The sequence below is a fragment of the Alloalcanivorax marinus genome, assembly GCF_016785095.1.
GTDB classification, from domain to species: Bacteria; Pseudomonadota; Gammaproteobacteria; order Pseudomonadales; family Alcanivoracaceae; genus Alloalcanivorax; species Alloalcanivorax marinus_A.
On sequence record NZ_JAEKJB010000008.1, the window covers coordinates 775760 to 792344 of the forward strand.

Below are 16585 nucleotides of genomic sequence, written 5' to 3' on the forward strand. Positions count from 1 at the left end.
GCACACTTGATGCGCCGCGCCGGCGGTCGCCGGGCCGGTTCAGCGCCGACGCCGGGCACGCCGGGACTGGCATCGCTCGCTGAAACCGTTGAAGGTGATCGAGAGCATCGATTCCAGGGTCAGGTAGGAGCGGTACATCCGGAACAGCAGATACTGCGGCAGGCTCAGCAGCGCCCGGAATCGCAGCATCACCAGCGCGGAGAAAATGACCATGACCATCGGCGCGCCCATCAAAAACGCGAGGATGGCCTGGGTGCTGATGGTGCTACGCGGGTCCGGCGACATCAGCAGGAACAGCAGCGCGAACAACAAAAACGGCAGGGCGATGGCCCGCCGCGCGGTGTTGATCAGCATGTAGGGCATGAGCAGCTTGCTGCGAATGGAAAAATTACGCATCTGGAAATGCTGACGGTTGCGGGCCATGACATGAAACAACGAGCGGAACCAGCGGTGGCGCTGCTCGCGCATGTGCTCGAAGGTGCGCGGCACCTCCGACACGAAGGTAGCGGTGGGATCGACCACCAACCGGCAGCCGGATTCGCCGATTCGCGTCGCCGCGTCGGTGTCCTCGCCGTTCATGTTGCTGGCGAACCCGCCCACCGCGCGCAGTGCTTTTATGCGGTAGGCCACGAACATTCCGGGGATGCCGATGATGGCATCCGCCGCGCCGTAGGCAACCTGGTCCAGGCCCACCTTGAGAATCACCTCAAGCATGCGCACGCCGTCGAAGAGACCGCCGCCGGGAGACAGTGCCAGCCCACCGACCACCGCCACCAAAGGATTGGAGAAGTGCCGCATGACCCGGGCCAGCGCCTCCGGCGACACCTGGGAATCGGCATCGATGCGCACCACGAACTCGGTGTCCGTTTCCGCCACGCCCCGGTTCAGGGCATGGGCCTTACCCGGCTCCCGCTCGATCACCACGCGCCCCTGGATCTTGCGCGCGCTGGCCAGCGCGGCGCGCGCCACCTCTCCGGTGCCATCGTGGGAGTTATTGTCCACCACCAGCAACAGCACGCTGTTGTCATACCGGAGGGCGGCGGCATCCAGGCAGGCGATGGTCTCGGCAATGATGTGCGCTTCGTTATGGGCCGGCACGATCACCGTCAACGGCGGCGCGAACCGGCCCGGCGGGAACAGCAGCGCATGAAACGCCGCCACCCAGTTCAGCAACACAAACAGCAACGGCAGGAACAGGAACACACCGGTACCGATGCCGCCCAGCAATGCCAGATGACGCAATTGCTCCACGCCGCTCAGCTCCTGCCGCGCCACCGCCATGGACCAACCCGCCGCCAGCGACACGGTGGCCGACGCCACCAGGAACTGGGTGGGATGAATCCGCTTGCGCAACGGACTGTCATCGCGGCGGGGCATGTCACCGTGACGAAGAATACGCGCGGAAAAAATCAACAGCCCGGCCAGCCCCGAAATCGGCAGAGCCATGTAGAGATGCATCGGAACACCCAGGTGCAGCCGCGCCAGCAACGCCAGGCAGTCAAAAATCACGCACACCAGGGCGAAGGTCAGACACAGGTCCACGGCATACAGCACGCGCCCCTTTATCGAGGCCGCCATGGCACTGGCGTAGGCGATGTAAAAGCTGAACAGGAACAGCCGTATCGGGATGGTGTACGCACCCTCATAGCGGGACAGATACAGGTCGCCTTCCGGAAAGAGGCGGATCAGAGCAGGCACCTGGTGCAGCAGACAGGTGCCGATCATCGCCAGGATCAGGGTAACGCTCAGTACCTGGACGCCGGCATGCACGGGCACGCGCCGGGTTAACCGGCGCGGCGCGCTGTCCACCGAGGCAAACTGCTCCCGCGACAGCGCCTTGTGATGACTCGATGGTGGCGCGCCGCGATTCACCATTCGATCAACAGCGCGGCTTCACCCGGAGCGGGGGCGGGCAACGACTGCCCCGATTCAAGCCGCTCCACCCTGGCCCCGGGCTGGCCGGCCAGGCCACCGCGGACCAGGAAACGGGTGACGAGGTCCCGTTCCGGGTGCTGATCAAGGGTCTCGGCGTCCAGCACCGTGATGCGCGGGCCGGCGCCACCGCTTTCCGGTCGCGTGTGCAATGGCAGGATCTGGCCGAGCAGCGCCGACGCGGACCGGGAGATGGCCGGCTTCAGCGTGGAGGGAACCACCAGGCTGACGGTATCGGCGGTTGCCAGCGAGCGCACCAACGCCTCGCGGGGATTGACCGGATCGGCGCCCACCCAGTGCATTTCACTGGCGGCCAGAAGCTGGGCCGCGGCATCCGCGCCGGCGCGGCAAATACCCTGATTCGGCGTCGGGTCCACCAGGGTGATTTCGATGGTGTTGGTCAGCGCCTGGCGCCAGGCCGGCAGCGGCACGGCGCGCTCGATACGATCCCCGCGCCCATCGGCGCTGGAGGAGTGCACCAGCGCCCCGTTCAGGGTGACACGCAAATTCCAGTCGTTGGGCTCCGGAAGGCGGCTCACCGCCAACGCCAGATCGAGCCGATCCGGCGCGATGCCCCCCGGCAGATCGGCGAGGCGATAGTTCAGTGTCCAGCGGCGGCTGCCACGAAAGCTGAGGGTATCCGTGTCCGCCCCCAGCACGGTGGCGGAGACCGGCCACCGCGCCTGGTACAGCGGCGGGAGGGCGCCACCGCGCAATCGGGCCACCCGGTCAATGCCGTCCGGCGACGCCTGGACGCGCACTCCGCCGTCCCGGTCCAGAGTAAGCAGAGAGGTCGCCCCCGCCTCCAGCCGCACCGACCCGGGCCGGTCATCGAGCCCCGCCGGCACGCCCAGGCGGGGCAGGTATTGCGCCGCCCAGAGCGCCATGGCGCCGGCCTCGTCATCCCCGGCGCCCGCCAGCCACAGGGGCGCCACCCGGGTGGCCAGCACGCCATCGGCCCCCAGCCGGCGCTCGCCGAGATCGAGCATCAAAGCGCTGGCCGGATCAATCTCCACCGCCACGCCCAGGTCGGTAGTGTGCGCGGGACAGATTCGTCCCCGGTTGGTACTGCCGGCGCCGCTAAGCCGTACCCTTACCGCGGCGCCGCTCAGGTCCAGGTCGGAGAGCCGGTACACCAGGGTGCGCCGTTCCTCGCCAGGCCGGATCACCACCACGTCCCGTTCCACGCCGTTGATCCAGACGGAAAGCTGCCCGTCCCCGCCCTCCACCATCTGGCTATTGAGCACCAGTTGCAGCTGCCCCTCCACCACGCCGGTATCCGGCGGCAGCGGGAAACGCACTTCCGCGCTGTCGGGAAAACCGGCCACGCCCACCCAATGATCCGGGCGCGGACGGCGCACCGGCAGCACCTGCTCGCCAGCGATCAAAGGTACGGGCATGCGCGCGCCGAATTCATCGTCAACGCCATACTCGAACCCGACCCGGGCCGCCACCGCGCGGGCCAGATCCGGGTTGGAAATGATGGTTACCACCATGGCGACCAGAAAGGTGACAATGGCCAGCGCGATCAGCCGCACGAACTCATTCATGATTCCGGTTACTCCCCTTCGAGAACACCGGATTGGTTGTCCGGGGTCCACAGCGAGCGGGCCGGGATCGCTTCTTCCACGCAACGTGCCTGGTAATGCCGGGCGATCTCGACGGTTTCCTCCAACAACTGCTCACGCAACAGGATCGGCTCAAAGCCGAGACTGCGAAAACCAGCGTTGGAAACACAAAGATGATTCTTCGCGGCTTCCTTGCGCGGGTTGGGGACGTGAGCGATGTCGGCGCCGGTCAGTTCGGCCACCAGCTCGGCGAGGCCCTGCACCTGCAGGGTCTCCGCCACCTGATTGAAAATCTGCACGCGCTCGCCCCGGCAAGGCGGATTGTCCAGAGCGATGCCGATGCAGCGAGTAGTGTCCTGAATATTGATGAAAGCGCGGGTCTGCCCGCCACAACCGTGCACGGTCAGCGGGTGGCCGATCGCCGCCTGCATCAAAAAGCGGTTAAGCACGGTTCCGTAATCGCCGTCGTAGTCAAAGCGATTAACCAATCGCGGGTCCTTCCGGGTCTCTTCGGTCTGAGTGCCCCAGACAATGCCCTGATGCAGGTCGGTGATGCGCAGCCCATCGTTGCGAGCGTAGAACTGCAGCATCAGGTGATCCATGGATTTGGTCAGGTGATAGACGCTGCCCGGAGTGGTGGGGAACAGGATCTGGCGATCCTGCCATTCGCCCCCGGGGCCAGGCATCTTGACGTCCAGATAACCGTCCGGAATTTCCGTGTCCGCCTGGTCGTAACCGTAAACGCCCATGGTGCCGAGGTGCACCAGGTGACTGTCGAGTTGCAGATCGACCAGCGCCACCAGCAGGTTGTGCGTCGCGCTGATGTTGTTATCCATGGTGTAGCGTTTGGTTCGCGGCGACTTCATGGAATAGGGCGCGGCGCGCTGCTCGGCAAAGTGGACGATGGCCTCCGGCCGGCGGCGGTCAAGAACCTCCCGCAGCCCCTCGTAGTCCCGAGCGATATCCAGATTGTGGAACGCTATGCGTTTACCCGACACCTCTTCCCAGGCGATCAGACGTTCTTCCATCGAAGTGATCGGTGTCAGGCTCGACACCTGCAATTCAGCATCGATCCCCCGACGGGAAAGATTATCAATGATGGTTACATCGCACCCCCGGCTGGACAGCGACAACGCGGTGGGCCAACCACAAAAACCATCGCCACCCAACACCATTACGGAACGCGACACATCAACCTCTTAATAACAATTTATTTTCATAAAACAAAAAAACAGCGAGCTTTCAGCGGACGGGGATCATATATATATTGCCTTCGCGTGCGAAGAGCAGCCGCTTTACCGATATTGGTCCAGCCGCTTGCCGTAAAACCCCGGCGAAATAATTTGCGACTTTTTTCATGGAGGTTTTATAAGGAATGAAGGGAGGGAAACGTGAAGGCGTTACCAACAGACCCGCTTTCCGGCGAACCTGGTTCGCGACTCTGCTGCTGGTTGCCCTTGGTCCGTCCTCCGTGGCAAGGGCCGACCAGGACTGGCACCTCGACGCGCTGCTGCAGGCCGGCCGCGCCCCGCTTTACGACCTGGGCCCGGAAGACCTGCGTATCGAGACACGTTTCGGTTACGGCCTGAACGCATGGCGGCGTTTCGACGGCCAGGCCGGACGCTGGACCCGGGTCGATCTTGGTGTCATGCGCGAACGATTTCCGGATGCCGACAACAATGATCGTCTGTTCTACGATGCCGCTCTGTTGCATGCCGCGCCATGGCGACACGGACCCTGGGATCAGTTCCGTTTCGCCGCCGAGGCGCGCCACGCCCGCGACCCCGCCCGGGAAGTCTATTCACGGATACGGCTGGCCCCAGCGCTCAGACTGACCCCGGCGCCTCGCCAGATCCTGCAATTTCGCACCCGCTTCGGCTACCGCGAACAAAATGATGCGAACACTTTTCCCGGCTACGACCAGAGCGAATACCTGCTGGACATGATGCACCTGTGGCGCGGCGCGGCGCGGGTCTGGCGCAGCGCCGCCTTCCTGTACGTGGAGCGGCGCTCCGCGGACGCGGACCGCTTCAGCTACGATGAGGCGGGCACGCGGCTGGCACTACGGCGCCGCCTCGACGAGCGGACCGAGCTGGTGCCCCGCGTTGGCCTGTTCAGCCGCCATTATGATGACGGCGAGCGGCGCGACCGCCGCCTGCGGCTGACACTGGGCCTGGAAAGAACCTGGAGTGAACGCCTCTTCCTGAACGCCTATCTCGGCTATCAAACCAACCTGTCCACGGTGTCGATCAAGGATTACCGTGGCACCCTGGCCGGTCTTGAACTGCGTATCGGGCTGCTTTGATACCGCTAGCCGGCATCACCGGGTTGCTCTCGCGGCCCCTCCCAACGGCGCGCGCCCGGCCCCTGCTCGGACAACTCATCACCCGGGTTGCGTAACCGGCAGGCGGTCATCGACAGGCAACCACAACCAATGCAATCGCTAAGCTGATCACGCAGCTGGGTCAGGCGCTGGATGCGTTCGTCCAGTTCCTGGCGCCAGCGTTCCGACAGCCGTGACCAGTCCCGGGCATTGGGGCTGCGTGCTTCCGGCAAACCGGCCAGCGCCCGCGCCACCTCCGCCAGCGGAATGCCGATGCGCTGCGCCACCTTGATCACCGCCACCCGACGCAACACGTCACGATGGTAGCGGCGTTGATTGCCGGCGCTGCGCTGGCTGTGAATCAGCCCTTTGCGCTCATAGAAATGCAGCGCCGAGACGGCCACGCCGCTGCGTTCCGCCACTTCACCCACGGTGAGGGCCTTGTCGATGTTGGCGGCGGTGACTCTGCTCATGGAAAGGCTCCGAAGATTGACCTGAACAATGGTTTAGGTTGCATGCTGCACACTCCTCGCCCGATTCACAAGACCTCTCTAGAATGTCGGGTCCAGCCCATTGGCAAGGAGCTTTCGTGTCCAACGTCATCGAGATCGAGCGGCTCAACAAAACCTATGACTCCGGTTTTACCGCGCTGCGTGACATCAACCTGAGTATTCGCAAAGGAGAGATCTTCGCCTTGCTGGGCCCCAACGGCGCCGGCAAGACCACGCTGATCAGCATTATCTGCGGGATCGTCAACGCCAGCTCGGGCACCGTGCTCGCCGACGGCCATGACATCCGCCGCGACTACCGGGCGGCCCGGGCGCGCATCGGCCTGGTGCCCCAGGAGTTGTCCACCGATGCGTTCGAAACCGTGCGCGACACGGTGACGTTCAGCCGCGGGCTGTTCGGCAAACCCGCCAATCCGGCCTATGTGGAGCAGGTTCTGCGCGATCTGTCCCTGTGGGACAAGCGCAAGGACAAGATCATGGCGCTGTCCGGCGGCATGAAGCGGCGCGTTATGATCGCCAAGGCCCTGGCCCACGAACCGGACATCCTGTTCCTTGATGAACCCACCGCCGGCGTCGACGTGGAGCTGCGCCGGGATATGTGGAACCTGGTACGCGGCCTGCGCGAGCGGGGCGTGACCATCATCCTCACCACCCACTATATCGAGGAGGCGGAGGAAATGGCGGACCGGGTGGGAGTGATCAACCACGGCCGGATTATACTGGTGGAACGGACCCGGGATCTTATGGAAAAGCTGGGCCGCAAGGAGCTGCGCCTGCAGCTTACCTCTCCCCTGGAGACACTGCCCGAAGCCCTGGACGGGCTGTCGCTGAGCCTGGAGGAGGATGGCCACGAACTGGTTTACCGTTTCGACGCACGGCGCGATCAGGGCGATGTGGCCGGCCTGCTTCGCCGGCTTGCTGACCTTGGCATCGAGTTCCGCGACCTGCGCACCCGCGAGAGTTCGCTGGAGGAAATTTTCGTGGACCTGGTCCACAACGGCGGCAAGGGAGACTGACATGAATCTGCACGGCGTAAAGGCCATCTACCGGTTCGAGATGGCGCGCACCTGGCGCACCCTGCTGCAAAGTATCGCTTCGCCGGTGATTTCCACCTCCCTGTATTTCGTGGTGTTCGGTTCCGCCATTGGCTCGCGCATGGTGGAAATCGACGGCATCAGTTACGGCGCCTTCATCATCCCGGGCCTGGTGATGCTGATGCTGCTCAACGAGAGCATTTCCAATGCCTCGTTCGGCATCTACATGCCCAAGTTCACCGGCACCATCTACGAAGTACTGTCGGCGCCGATCTCACCGCTGGAAATCGTGCTCGGTTACGTGGGTGCCGCCGCCAGCAAGTCGATCATTCTGGGCCTGCTGATTCTCGCCACGTCGCGGCTGTTCGTGGATTATCAGATTGCCCACCCGTTCGCCATGGTCGGTTTCCTGGCGCTCACCGCGGTGACCTTCAGCCTGTTCGGTTTCATCATCGGGGTGTGGGCGGACGGCTTCGAGAAGCTGCAGATCATTCCCATGATGATCGTCACGCCGCTGACCTTCCTGGGCGGGACCTTCTATTCGGTGACCATGCTGCCACCATTCTGGCAGACGGTGACGTTGTTCAATCCGGTGGTGTATCTGGTAAGTGGCTTTCGCTGGAGTTTCTATGGTGTGGCGGACGTACACCTTGGCGTCAGCCTGGCCATGACGCTGGTGTTCATGCTGGTGTGCGCCGGGTTGATCACCTGGATTTTCAAAACCGGTTACCGGCTACGCGATTGATCGCCTGATATTTGTAGGAGCGGCTTCAGCCGCGATTGCCGGATCGCGGGATCGCGGCTGAAGCCACTCCTACGGATTGGGCCTTTATTGCTTTTTGGCGCGCACCGCCTTTTCGATGCGCTCGCCGATGTCCTGGTCGATGTTGCGCCAGTACTCAAACACCCGCGACAGCACCGGCTCTTCCACGCCGTCAAGCACATGGCCGGTGACGTTGTTCACCAGCCGCTCCCGGGCGGCGTCATCCATGACCTTGGTGACCAGGTCGTGGGCCTGGTTGAAGTCGCCATCGTCCGGGCGAAGGGTGTAAGCCGCGCGCACCAGCTCGCCGTCCGCGGACCACACCGCCTGCTCCGGATAACGATGCGGGTCCGCCGCCGGGCCACCCTTGGTGTTGGGCGCGTACACCGGATCGGCGACCTTGCGGATGCGCATGGCACCGCCCTTGCTGTAGCTGTGCACCGGGCACCTGGGTTCGTTCACCGGAATCTGTTTGTAATTGACGCCCAGTCTTGCCCGGTGGGCATCGGCGTAGGACACCGAACGGGCCAGCAACATCTTGTCCGGTGACAGACCGGTGCCGGGCACCATGTTGTTGGGCTCGAACGCGGCCTGTTCGATCTCGCTGTGGAAGTCCGCGGGGTTGCGGTCCAGGGTCAACTTGCCCACTTCGTGCAGCGGATAGTCCTCGTGGGGCCACACCTTGGTGAGGTCGAAGGGGTTGATGCGATAGGTCTTGGCGTCCTCGAAGGGCATGATCTGAACGTGCAGGGTCCAGCTCGGGTGATCGCCACGCTCGATGGCCTTGAACAGATCCCGCCGGTGGTAATCGGCGTCGGCGCCGGCCATCTGATCGGCTTGCTCCTGGGTCATGCACTTGATGCCCTGGTCGGTCTTGAAGTGGTACTTCACCCAGAACCGCTCACCGGCCTCGTTGACCCACATGTAGGTGTGGCTGGAATAGCCGTTCATATGCCGCCAGGTGGCGGGCACGCCCCGATCACCCATCAGCCAGGCCACCTGGTGGGCGGACTCCGGCGACTGGGTCCAGAAATCCCACTGCATGTCGTTGTCGCGCAGACCGTTGTCGGCGCGACGCTTCTGCGAGTGAATGAAGTGCTGAAACTTCATCGGGTCGCGCACGAAGAACACCGGGGTGTTGTTGCCGACCATGTCGAAGTTGCCGTCCTCGGTGTAGAACTTCACCGCGAACCCGCGCGGGTCGCGCCAGGTGTCCGGGCTGCCCGCCTCGCCGGCCACGGTGGAGAAACGGATCACCACGTCGGTCCTGGTGCCCTTTTGCAGAAATTTCGCCTTGGTATAACGGCTCACGTCCTGGGTGACCTGAAAATACCCGAAGGCGCCGCCGCCCTTGGCATGGGGCTGACGGTCGGGAATCATTTCCCGGTTGAAGGCGGCCATCTGCTCCATGAGGTAGTGGTCATGGAGGACAATGGGACCGTCGGCGCCCACGGAGAGGGCGTGTTCGTCGCTGGCCACCGGGTTGCCGGCGTCGTTGGTGGTCGGATTACGATGCTGATCGCTCATGGTGCTGTCACCTTCCTTGAAGTCCGCATGATCTGTCGGGGAATTCCCCTAACGTCTCAAGGTGGCGCGGGACCGGGAAGGGGCCCATGGCGAGCTTTACAAATTTTGATCTTCAGCACCGGGGGCTGGTGCAGGTTTCCTTCCCCGCGGGCGGCGCTTACCATGAACCGATAACGACGACCGCGGATTGAAACCGACGTGAACCTGGCTCTCACCAACCTTCTGCTGCTGGCTGCCCTGATGATCGGAGCGGCCCTGTTCTGGCGGGCGCAGCGCATCCGTGAGACGGCGCTGCGCGTCACTCGCCGGCATTGCGAGCGGGAGGAGGTGCTTCTGCTGGATCAGACCGTGGGGCTCAAGCGCCTGCGCCTGCGCCGTGATGGCGAAGGCCGGCTGCGCCTGTGGCGGTTCTACGAGTTCGAATTCACGGTCACCGGTGGCGAGCGCTACCGGGGCGAGACGCTGGTGGCCGGCGACCGGGTCGTTCGCGTCACCCTGCCGCCCCACCGTTTCAGCCACGAGCCGGATCAGCTTCACTGACCGGCCCGGGCGGCACGGTGGTTGGTGGTTACTGTTCGGCGTCCAGCTTGTTGAGGTGCACATCCATCTGCGGGTAAGGAATGCCGATGCCGGCGGCGTCGAAACGGCGCTTCACTTCCTCGGTCATGCCCCACTTCACCGCCCAGTAGTCGGCGCTGTTCACCCAGGGCCGGCACAGGAAATTCACCGAGCTGTCCGCCAGCTCGCCGACCACGATGGTAGGCGCCGGGTCCTTCAGGCAGCGTTCGTCCTCGGCCACCACTTCCTCGAGGATTTTTTTCACCTGACTCATATCGGCGTCGTAGGAGACGCCGAACACCATGTCCACGCGGCGGGTGGGCTTCTCCGAATAGTTGACGATGTTGTTGGACAGGATCTCGGCGTTGGGCACCGTGATGACCTTGTTGTCCGGCGAGGTGAGGACCGTGGCGAAAATGCGGATTTCCTTCACCGTGCCGCTGGTGCCGGCCACTTCCACGTAATGGCCCTCCCGGAACAGACGGAACAGGATCAACATGACGCCGGCGGCGAAGTTGCTCAGCGAGTCCTTCAGTGCCAGGCCCACCGCCAGGCCGGCGGCGCCGAGAATGGCCACCAGGGAGGTGGTCTTCACGCCCAGACGATCCAGGGCGGCGATTACCACGAACAGGAACAGCGTGACGTGGATAATGCGCCCCAGGAACTTGGCGATGGTGCCATCCAGCCGCTTGCCCATCAGGTTTTGCAGCCATTTGCTCAGCCTGGCCACCACCCACAGGCCGATCACGAAGATCAGCAGGGCGGCGATGATGTTCCAGGCGTAGGGCACCAGGTTCTCATTAAAGAAGGTTTGCAACTGCCCCATGTAGTCGTCCATCAGATGCGTGCTCCGTTCAAGCCGTGAAGAAAACGTTAAGCCTTACGGAGCCCGGCGCCGCTGTCCAGATACCGCGCCGCATTTTACAAATGACGCCCCCCGGTCGCTCCTACCGCGTTACCGCTACACAAAAAAAAGCCCCGGCGGAGCCGGGGCATAACAGCACTTCAGTGAGGCAAAGAGGATCAGGTCCAGCCGAACAGGCCATCCAGCAGGCCGCCGAGCAGGTCACCCAGGCCCGGAATGCCTTCCAACACGTCGGCAATCGGGTTGAGCAGCTGTTCCAGCAGGCCGTCATCGCCGGCCACCGCATCCAGCACGGTCACCAGGGGCTCGCCGAGGGCGGGAATCTGCGCCAGCAGATCACCCAGGGCCGGAATCAGGGCGCCATTGTCGCCAATCAGACCGCCGAGCAGGTTTTCCAGGCCGGCTTCGCCTTCCAGGGCGCCGCCGTCCATCAACCCGCCGAGCAGGTTGGTGGTCAGCTCGCCGAGTACCGGTACCTGGCCGAGCAAATCGGTGGCCGGGCTGAGCAGATCACCGGGGTTGGACGGGTCCACGCCACCTTCACCGCCCAACAGGGTGCCGAGCACCTGGTTAAGCAGATCGCCGGCCACCGGCAGCTGCTCCAGGGCGTCGGTGAGCGCGGCCAGGGGGTCGCCGCCTTCACCGCCGCCGGTGGCGTCCAGGAGGGTCGCGATCAGGGGGTTGAGCAGGTCGCCCAGCACCGGCACCTGGCCGACCAGGTCACCGATTTGCCCGAGCTGGTCGCTGGCCGAGGTCAGGCAGGTAAGCGGGTCGCCGGACTCGCAGTTCACCGCGCCCAGCAATTGGCCGACCAGCGGGCCGAGTACCGGCACCTGATCAAGCAGTTCCTGCACCGGGGCGCTGAGCTGGCTCAAGTCGCCGCTAGTCAGGGCCGCGGCCAGCGCTTCCAGGTCGAGCTGATCCAGGGGCAGGCCGCCGCTGTCGCCACCGGCCAGACCATTGAGCAGATCGCCCAGCACCGGTACCTCGGCCACCAGTTCCGGCAGGCCTTGAAGCTGTTCGAGCAGGGCGAACAAGGGGTTGGCGTCTCCGCCACCACCGCCGGCCAGGGCATCGCCGATCAGATCACCAAGCACCGGAATATTGGCCAGTAGCCCGGGCAGGGTTTCCAGCAGGTCCAGGTTGCCCGGGTCGGTTTCGATGGCGCCCATCAGGCTGTTGACCAGTTCGCCCACCACCGGCACGCCACCCAGGGCATCGGTGACCGGCGCCAGCAATTCACCGGACGCCAGCAGACAGGTCAGCGGGTCGGCGGTATCACCGCAGATTTCGTCCACGCCGGGCAGGCCACTGAGGTTGAGCACCGAACCCACGCCCTGCAGCACTTCGGTGACACAGGCCTGAGGATCGAACTCGCCTTCGTTGCTGGCCACCGGGCAGACCGCGGTGGACAAGGTGTTGGCGGTGGTGATCAGCAGTTCGCCGCTGGCCAGGTTGTTGGCCACGCCGGTCAGGCAGGTCTGCGGATTCAGAGCATCCTCGCAACCGAGCACGGTAAACACGCTCTGCAGGGTTTCCGGCGTGGTTTCCAGCACGTCCACCACGCAGGTCACCGGGTTGTCCGCGTCCGGGCACAGCTCCTGGGTCACCGGGCTGGTGCCATCAAGCAGGCCGGTGATGGTGTCCTTCAGGTAAACGGTGCTTTCCATCACACAGTTGGGCAGGAACTCCACGTCCGCCAGGCTCTCCACCAAGGCGGTGTCGGTGCCGGCGACGGTATCCGCGCACACCAGGCCGAGCAGGTTGTCGTTGCCCAGGGAAATGTTCTCCAGCGCTTCGTTCTCGCAGGTCACGGTGTCGATGGCGTTGCCCAGGGGCACGTCCAGCACGGTGCCCGGGCAAACCGAGGCGGTGAAATGGTTGCTGGTGTCGATCAGGGACAGCGCTTCGGCCTGTTCCTCGTCGTCCAGACCGTCGTCGGGGTCGCCAGGCTCATCCGGATTGTCCGGGTCGTCGGGGTTATCCGGATTGTCGGGGTTATCCGGATTATCGGGATTGTCCGGGGTGTTCGGCGTTTCCGAGCTTCCGCCGCCGCCGTTGTCGCTGGGGCCGCCACTGCTGCCGCCACCGCCACCACAGGCGGCCAACGCCGCCACCATGAGAATCAGTAATAGTTGTTTAGCCAGTGAGCTGACCATGTTTCCACCCTCCATGAAAGGAATCCATCGCCTGACGCCCCACGCGCCGGTAATGCATGAATGGAATGTACAAAGGGTGGCTATGAAACTATGTAGACCGTGCTTTAAGAGCTGTTACGGGGGCACTCAACCGCAACATAAGGAAACCGGACGGTGTGCGGCGTGTAACAATTTTGTCGTCTTTTACGATCCGATCGGGCCAAAATATTATGACGTGCTGAAGAATCCCTTCTTTATAACCATTTTCGTGTTAAGGCATCACCCATTCTGGCACTGTCGTGCAACCACAATCGCCGCGTCATGAAAAACGGCGCCCGGGAAGCCCCGGGCGCCGTTTTTCATGACGCGGCCGTGGCGCTCAGAGCTGCTTGAGCACGGTCTCGGCGCTGCTCTCTTCCACGCCCTTGGCGTCCACGCCCAGGTATTCCACCACGCCATCGTTGGCGATCAGCGCGAAACGCTTACAGCGCAGGCCCAGGCCCGCGCCGGAGGCGTCCAGCTCCAGGCCCAGGGCCTTCGTCAGCTCGGCGTTGCCGTCCGCCAGCATGGTGATTTTCTCGGCGTTCTGGTTGTCCTGCCAGGCGCCCATCACGAAGGCATCGTTCACCGCCATGCAGGCGATGGCATCGGCCTTCTGCAGAATTTCGTCGGCGTGCACCACGAAGCCGGGCATATGGGTGTTGGAACAGCCCGGGGTGAACGCGCCGGGCACCGCGAACAGCACCACCCTGCGGCCTTTGAAGAACTCACCGGTGGACAGATCCTCCGGGCCCTGGGCGCCGTTGGTCTTGATGGTCACGTCGGGGAGTTTGTCGCCTACGGCAATGGTCATGGTCGTGTCCTGTGGTTTGCGGAAAAGGACCTCGAATGTACCAGACCCGGGCCCGCCGCGCCGAGCCCGGCCAGCCGTCCAGGCGGAGCCCGCAACGTAAAAGAGTGTTGCCGTTGGCGCCACCGGCCATATCACCCCGGAGCAGGCCGCCCATCGCCTGGTGCAGCGCATGGACGAGCTGAACCTGGACAACACCGGCACCTTCTTGCACTCCGACGGCTCGGTGCTGCCCTGGTGAAAATCATACCGACCGGGAATATTTCGCTGATTGCATGTCCCGTAGGCGAACATTTTCCCGATCGGTAATTTTCCGGACTGGCTGGGCTAGCGCCGGCGGCGCAGCAGGCCGGCCACGGCCATGACCAGGAACGGCAGCCAGGACCAGGGGCCGGCGGCGCCGCCGCTGCCGCCACCGCCGCCCATGGAAGCGCGCGGTTGCTGGAACATGGGCTGGCTCTGGTCGGCCCGGTTGGAGGCCGGCGCGCTGGCTTCGCGGCGGGCCTTGGCGAGCCGCTCGAGATCGCGGCGGTCGGCGTTGCGGCGCTCGATGCCGTATGTCTCGAACACCTCATCGCGCAGCACCACCATGGAGGTGTAATCGGTGACCAGGCCGTACTCCAGAGCCAGGTCGGTGATGGCGTCCTCCAGGTCGGCGTCGGCGCCGAAGTTATCCCGTTCCCGGGCCAGATCCTGGATGGTGGCGTAGGCCCACAGCCGTTCCAGTTCCGGGTTGTCGCCGCCCTCTTTCGGGAAGGTGAAGCGGCTTCGGTATTGCCGTTCCTGGCCGCCCACCCGGGTGTTCAGGGTCACATCCGCCGGGCCGTCGCCCCAGTAATGCCCCATCACCACGATGCGCTCGCCCCGGTAAACGGAGCCGATGCGCGCCGGTGTACGGTCGGCGGTTTTCACGCCGTCGATGTCCAGGCGCACGTCGTTCATGGCCTGGTGGGTGAGCTTGCCGGTGGCCTGCATCAGCCGGCCAACAATGTCATCGCTGTTGGAGACGCTCAGGGCAAAGCCGTTGCTGGCATCGGTGAGCGCGGTGAGCAGGGGACGGTTGGCGCTGTTGCCCATGATGAAGGTAAACAGGCGAACATCCCGCTTATCGAGCAGTTCCAGGAAGCGCTTTTGCGCGGTGACGCCCACATTGGCGACGCCATCGGTGACCAGCACGATGCCGGTGGGGCGGTCCGCGTCCAGGGACTTAAGGCCGCTTTTCAGGCCGTCGTACAGGTTGGTGCCGCCGGAAGACTGCAGGCCGGCCACCCGCTTCACGTAGTCGTTCACCGCCTCCGGCGTCACCGCCACAAAGCCGTTGGTGAGCTCCCGGGTACCATCGTTGAACAGCACGATGCGGAAGCGGTCCTCCGGGCGAAGGCGGCCCAGGGCCTTGCCGACGCCGTCCGCCAGGGTGGCCAGCTTGCCGGCCATGGAACCGGACACGTCGAGCACGAACACCCAGTCGCGGCCACCGCTGACCGGCGGCAGATCATCACCGGGGGTCAGGCTCATCATGAAGGTACCCCGGTCCGAGCCCGGCGCCTTGTAGGCCACCAGATCCACGGTGCCTGGCAGGTCCTTCGGGTGGCGCCAGTAGACCACGACGTCCCGATCCAGCTGGAACGCCGGCTTGCCGTCGCCGGCGGCGGTTTCCCGCTCGGCGCCTTGCTCCATGCCCTGCTCTCTGGCCGCCCCCCCGGCTTGCGACGCAGCGGCCCGGTTGTCCAGGGTTACCCGCCATTGGCGCGGGCCCTGCTGGGTGATGGCGGCACCGGGCTGGTCCGGCACCCGCACCGCCGCCACCGGATAGCCGGCGCGCAGGTTGAGAGTAAAGGTGAAGTGCTCCTCGACCCGTTCGTTGGCGGTCCAGAAGTCCAGTTGCCGCTGGTCCACCCCGCCCTCTTCCAGGGGATAAACGTAGCGGCCCACGCCGGTGTCCACCCCGGCGGGCTGCATGTAGACCAGCCGCACCCGGGTGTCGCCGCCGGCGCGCACCGGGTTCACCAGCACATCGAACGCCTTGTACTCGTCCTTCTCGGTGAGTCCCGCTTCACGGCCGGCGGCTTTTTCCTGTTCATACACCTGGCGGGCCTTGTCCCGAGGCAGGACCTCACCGACCACCGGCTTGCCATCAATCCACACGGTGAACTCCGCCACCGTGCCCTTGGCCGGCACCGGGAAACGATAGTGGGCTTCCAGGTCCCGATCATTGGGGTTGTGGAACACCTGCTCCACTTCGGTAATGGCGTAGCCGTCTTCCACATCCACGGTGACATGCTGCTCACGCAGCTTCAGTGGCGGCACGCCGCCGTCCGTGGGGGTCATCAGGCCCGCCGCCTGGGCGGTGGCGGCGGCCAGCAGCAACACCAGTCCACCGGCCAGGCGCCGCGCCCAAGAGGTAAAGGAAACCATGCCGTTCTCCTGTAGTTATTAAACGCCGTTCAATTGATACAGGAGAAGTCACCTTTTACTAAACACTGTTCATTAACAGGATGTGTCACCGGGTGTTCAACAG

Annotated in this window: 13 protein-coding genes; 4 read left to right on the plus strand and 9 right to left on the minus strand. The window is 64.2% G+C overall.

The window, feature by feature from the left end; genetic code table 11:
• Positions 1 to 39 precede the first annotated feature (39 nt).
• The 3 genes from JF515_RS10695 to JF515_RS10705 are packed head-to-tail and all read right to left on the minus strand — an operon-like array spanning position 40 to position 4675.
• The gene (locus JF515_RS10695; protein ID WP_203104008.1) at positions 40 to 1875 is read right to left on the minus strand and encodes a glycosyltransferase; all 1836 of its coding nucleotides are present in this window, start codon (positions 1873 to 1875) and stop codon (positions 40 to 42) included.
• Positions 1869 to 3482 (minus strand): hypothetical protein, encoded by a 1614-nt coding sequence (locus tag JF515_RS10700; RefSeq protein ID WP_203104010.1) that lies wholly within the window; start codon positions 3480 to 3482, stop codon positions 1869 to 1871. The genes JF515_RS10695 and JF515_RS10700 overlap by 7 nt, the downstream gene beginning before the upstream one ends.
• Positions 3483 to 3490: 8 nt before the next feature.
• A complete protein-coding gene (locus tag JF515_RS10705) occupies positions 3491 to 4675 on the minus strand; it encodes an NAD-dependent epimerase/dehydratase family protein (protein ID WP_238401024.1) in 1185 nt (394 codons plus the stop codon).
• A gap of 200 nt (positions 4676 to 4875) precedes the next feature.
• Here JF515_RS10705 and JF515_RS10710 point away from each other — a divergent pair, with 200 nt between their 5' ends.
• Positions 4876 to 5805 (plus strand): hypothetical protein, encoded by a 930-nt coding sequence (locus tag JF515_RS10710; protein ID WP_203104014.1) that lies wholly within the window; start codon positions 4876 to 4878, stop codon positions 5803 to 5805.
• Positions 5806 to 5810: 5 nt separating this feature from the next.
• Here JF515_RS10710 and soxR read toward each other — a convergent pair whose 3' ends face one another.
• Positions 5811 to 6296 (minus strand): redox-sensitive transcriptional activator SoxR, encoded by a 486-nt coding sequence (soxR, locus tag JF515_RS10715; protein WP_203104016.1) that lies wholly within the window; start codon positions 6294 to 6296, stop codon positions 5811 to 5813.
• Positions 6297 to 6412: 116 nt separating this feature from the next.
• Here soxR and JF515_RS10720 point away from each other — a divergent pair, with 116 nt between their 5' ends.
• On the plus strand, positions 6413 to 7348 hold the full coding sequence (locus tag JF515_RS10720; protein ID WP_338015201.1) for an ABC transporter ATP-binding protein: 936 nt from the start codon (positions 6413 to 6415) through the stop codon (positions 7346 to 7348).
• Position 7349: 1 nt separating this feature from the next.
• Positions 7350 to 8111: an ABC transporter permease gene (locus JF515_RS10725; RefSeq protein ID WP_203104019.1), complete on the plus strand. Its 762-nt coding sequence runs from the start codon at positions 7350 to 7352 to the stop codon at positions 8109 to 8111.
• An 84-nt stretch (positions 8112 to 8195) separates the two neighbouring features.
• Here JF515_RS10725 and JF515_RS10730 read toward each other — a convergent pair whose 3' ends face one another.
• The gene (locus JF515_RS10730) at positions 8196 to 9656 is read right to left on the minus strand and encodes a catalase (RefSeq protein ID WP_203104021.1); all 1461 of its coding nucleotides are present in this window, start codon (positions 9654 to 9656) and stop codon (positions 8196 to 8198) included.
• Positions 9657 to 9854: 198 nt separating this feature from the next.
• Between JF515_RS10730 and JF515_RS10735 the strand changes: the two genes are divergently transcribed.
• Entirely contained in the window at positions 9855 to 10196 is a 342-nt protein-coding gene (locus JF515_RS10735; protein ID WP_203104023.1) for a DUF3301 domain-containing protein, read from the plus strand.
• A gap of 28 nt (positions 10197 to 10224) precedes the next feature.
• Here JF515_RS10735 and JF515_RS10740 read toward each other — a convergent pair whose 3' ends face one another.
• The 4 genes from JF515_RS10740 to JF515_RS10755 all read right to left on the minus strand — a co-directional run bounded on the left by JF515_RS10740 (position 10225) and on the right by JF515_RS10755 (position 16482).
• Entirely contained in the window at positions 10225 to 11052 is an 828-nt protein-coding gene (locus tag JF515_RS10740) for a mechanosensitive ion channel family protein (RefSeq protein WP_203104024.1), read from the minus strand.
• A 185-nt stretch (positions 11053 to 11237) separates the two neighbouring features.
• Positions 11238 to 13238 carry a hypothetical protein gene (locus JF515_RS10745; RefSeq protein WP_203104026.1) on the minus strand — a complete coding sequence of 667 codons (2001 nt, stop codon included), beginning with the start codon at positions 13236 to 13238 and terminating at the stop codon, positions 11238 to 11240.
• A gap of 358 nt (positions 13239 to 13596) precedes the next feature.
• Positions 13597 to 14070 carry a peroxiredoxin gene (locus JF515_RS10750; RefSeq protein ID WP_203104029.1) on the minus strand — a complete coding sequence of 158 codons (474 nt, stop codon included), beginning with the start codon at positions 14068 to 14070 and terminating at the stop codon, positions 13597 to 13599.
• Positions 14071 to 14394: 324 nt separating this feature from the next.
• Positions 14395 to 16482 carry a VIT and vWA domain-containing protein gene (locus JF515_RS10755; RefSeq protein WP_203104031.1) on the minus strand — a complete coding sequence of 696 codons (2088 nt, stop codon included), beginning with the start codon at positions 16480 to 16482 and terminating at the stop codon, positions 14395 to 14397.
• Positions 16483 to 16585 lie beyond the last annotated feature (103 nt).

Excerpts from the sequence above, each read along its gene's own strand:
- JF515_RS10695 (WP_203104008.1), bottom strand. The coding sequence starts at position 1,875 with ATGGTGAATCGCGGCGCGCCACCATCGAGTCATCACAAGGCGCTGTCG.
- JF515_RS10740 (WP_203104024.1), bottom strand. The coding sequence starts at position 11,052 with ATGGACGACTACATGGGGCAGTTGCAAACCTTCTTTAATGAGAACCTG.
- JF515_RS10750 (WP_203104029.1), bottom strand. The coding sequence starts at position 14,070 with ATGACCATTGCCGTAGGCGACAAACTCCCCGACGTGACCATCAAGACC.
- soxR (WP_203104016.1), bottom strand. The coding sequence starts at position 6,296 with ATGAGCAGAGTCACCGCCGCCAACATCGACAAGGCCCTCACCGTGGGT.
- JF515_RS10705 (WP_238401024.1), bottom strand. The coding sequence starts at position 4,675 with ATGGTGTTGGGTGGCGATGGTTTTTGTGGTTGGCCCACCGCGTTGTCG.
- JF515_RS10755 (WP_203104031.1), bottom strand. The coding sequence starts at position 16,482 with ATGGTTTCCTTTACCTCTTGGGCGCGGCGCCTGGCCGGTGGACTGGTG.
- JF515_RS10730 (WP_203104021.1), bottom strand. The coding sequence starts at position 9,656 with ATGAGCGATCAGCATCGTAATCCGACCACCAACGACGCCGGCAACCCG.
- JF515_RS10725 (WP_203104019.1), top strand. The coding sequence starts at position 7,350 with ATGAATCTGCACGGCGTAAAGGCCATCTACCGGTTCGAGATGGCGCGC.
- JF515_RS10700 (WP_203104010.1), bottom strand. The coding sequence starts at position 3,482 with ATGAATGAGTTCGTGCGGCTGATCGCGCTGGCCATTGTCACCTTTCTG.
- JF515_RS10745 (WP_203104026.1), bottom strand. The coding sequence starts at position 13,238 with ATGGTCAGCTCACTGGCTAAACAACTATTACTGATTCTCATGGTGGCG.
- JF515_RS10710 (WP_203104014.1), top strand. The coding sequence starts at position 4,876 with ATGAAGGGAGGGAAACGTGAAGGCGTTACCAACAGACCCGCTTTCCGG.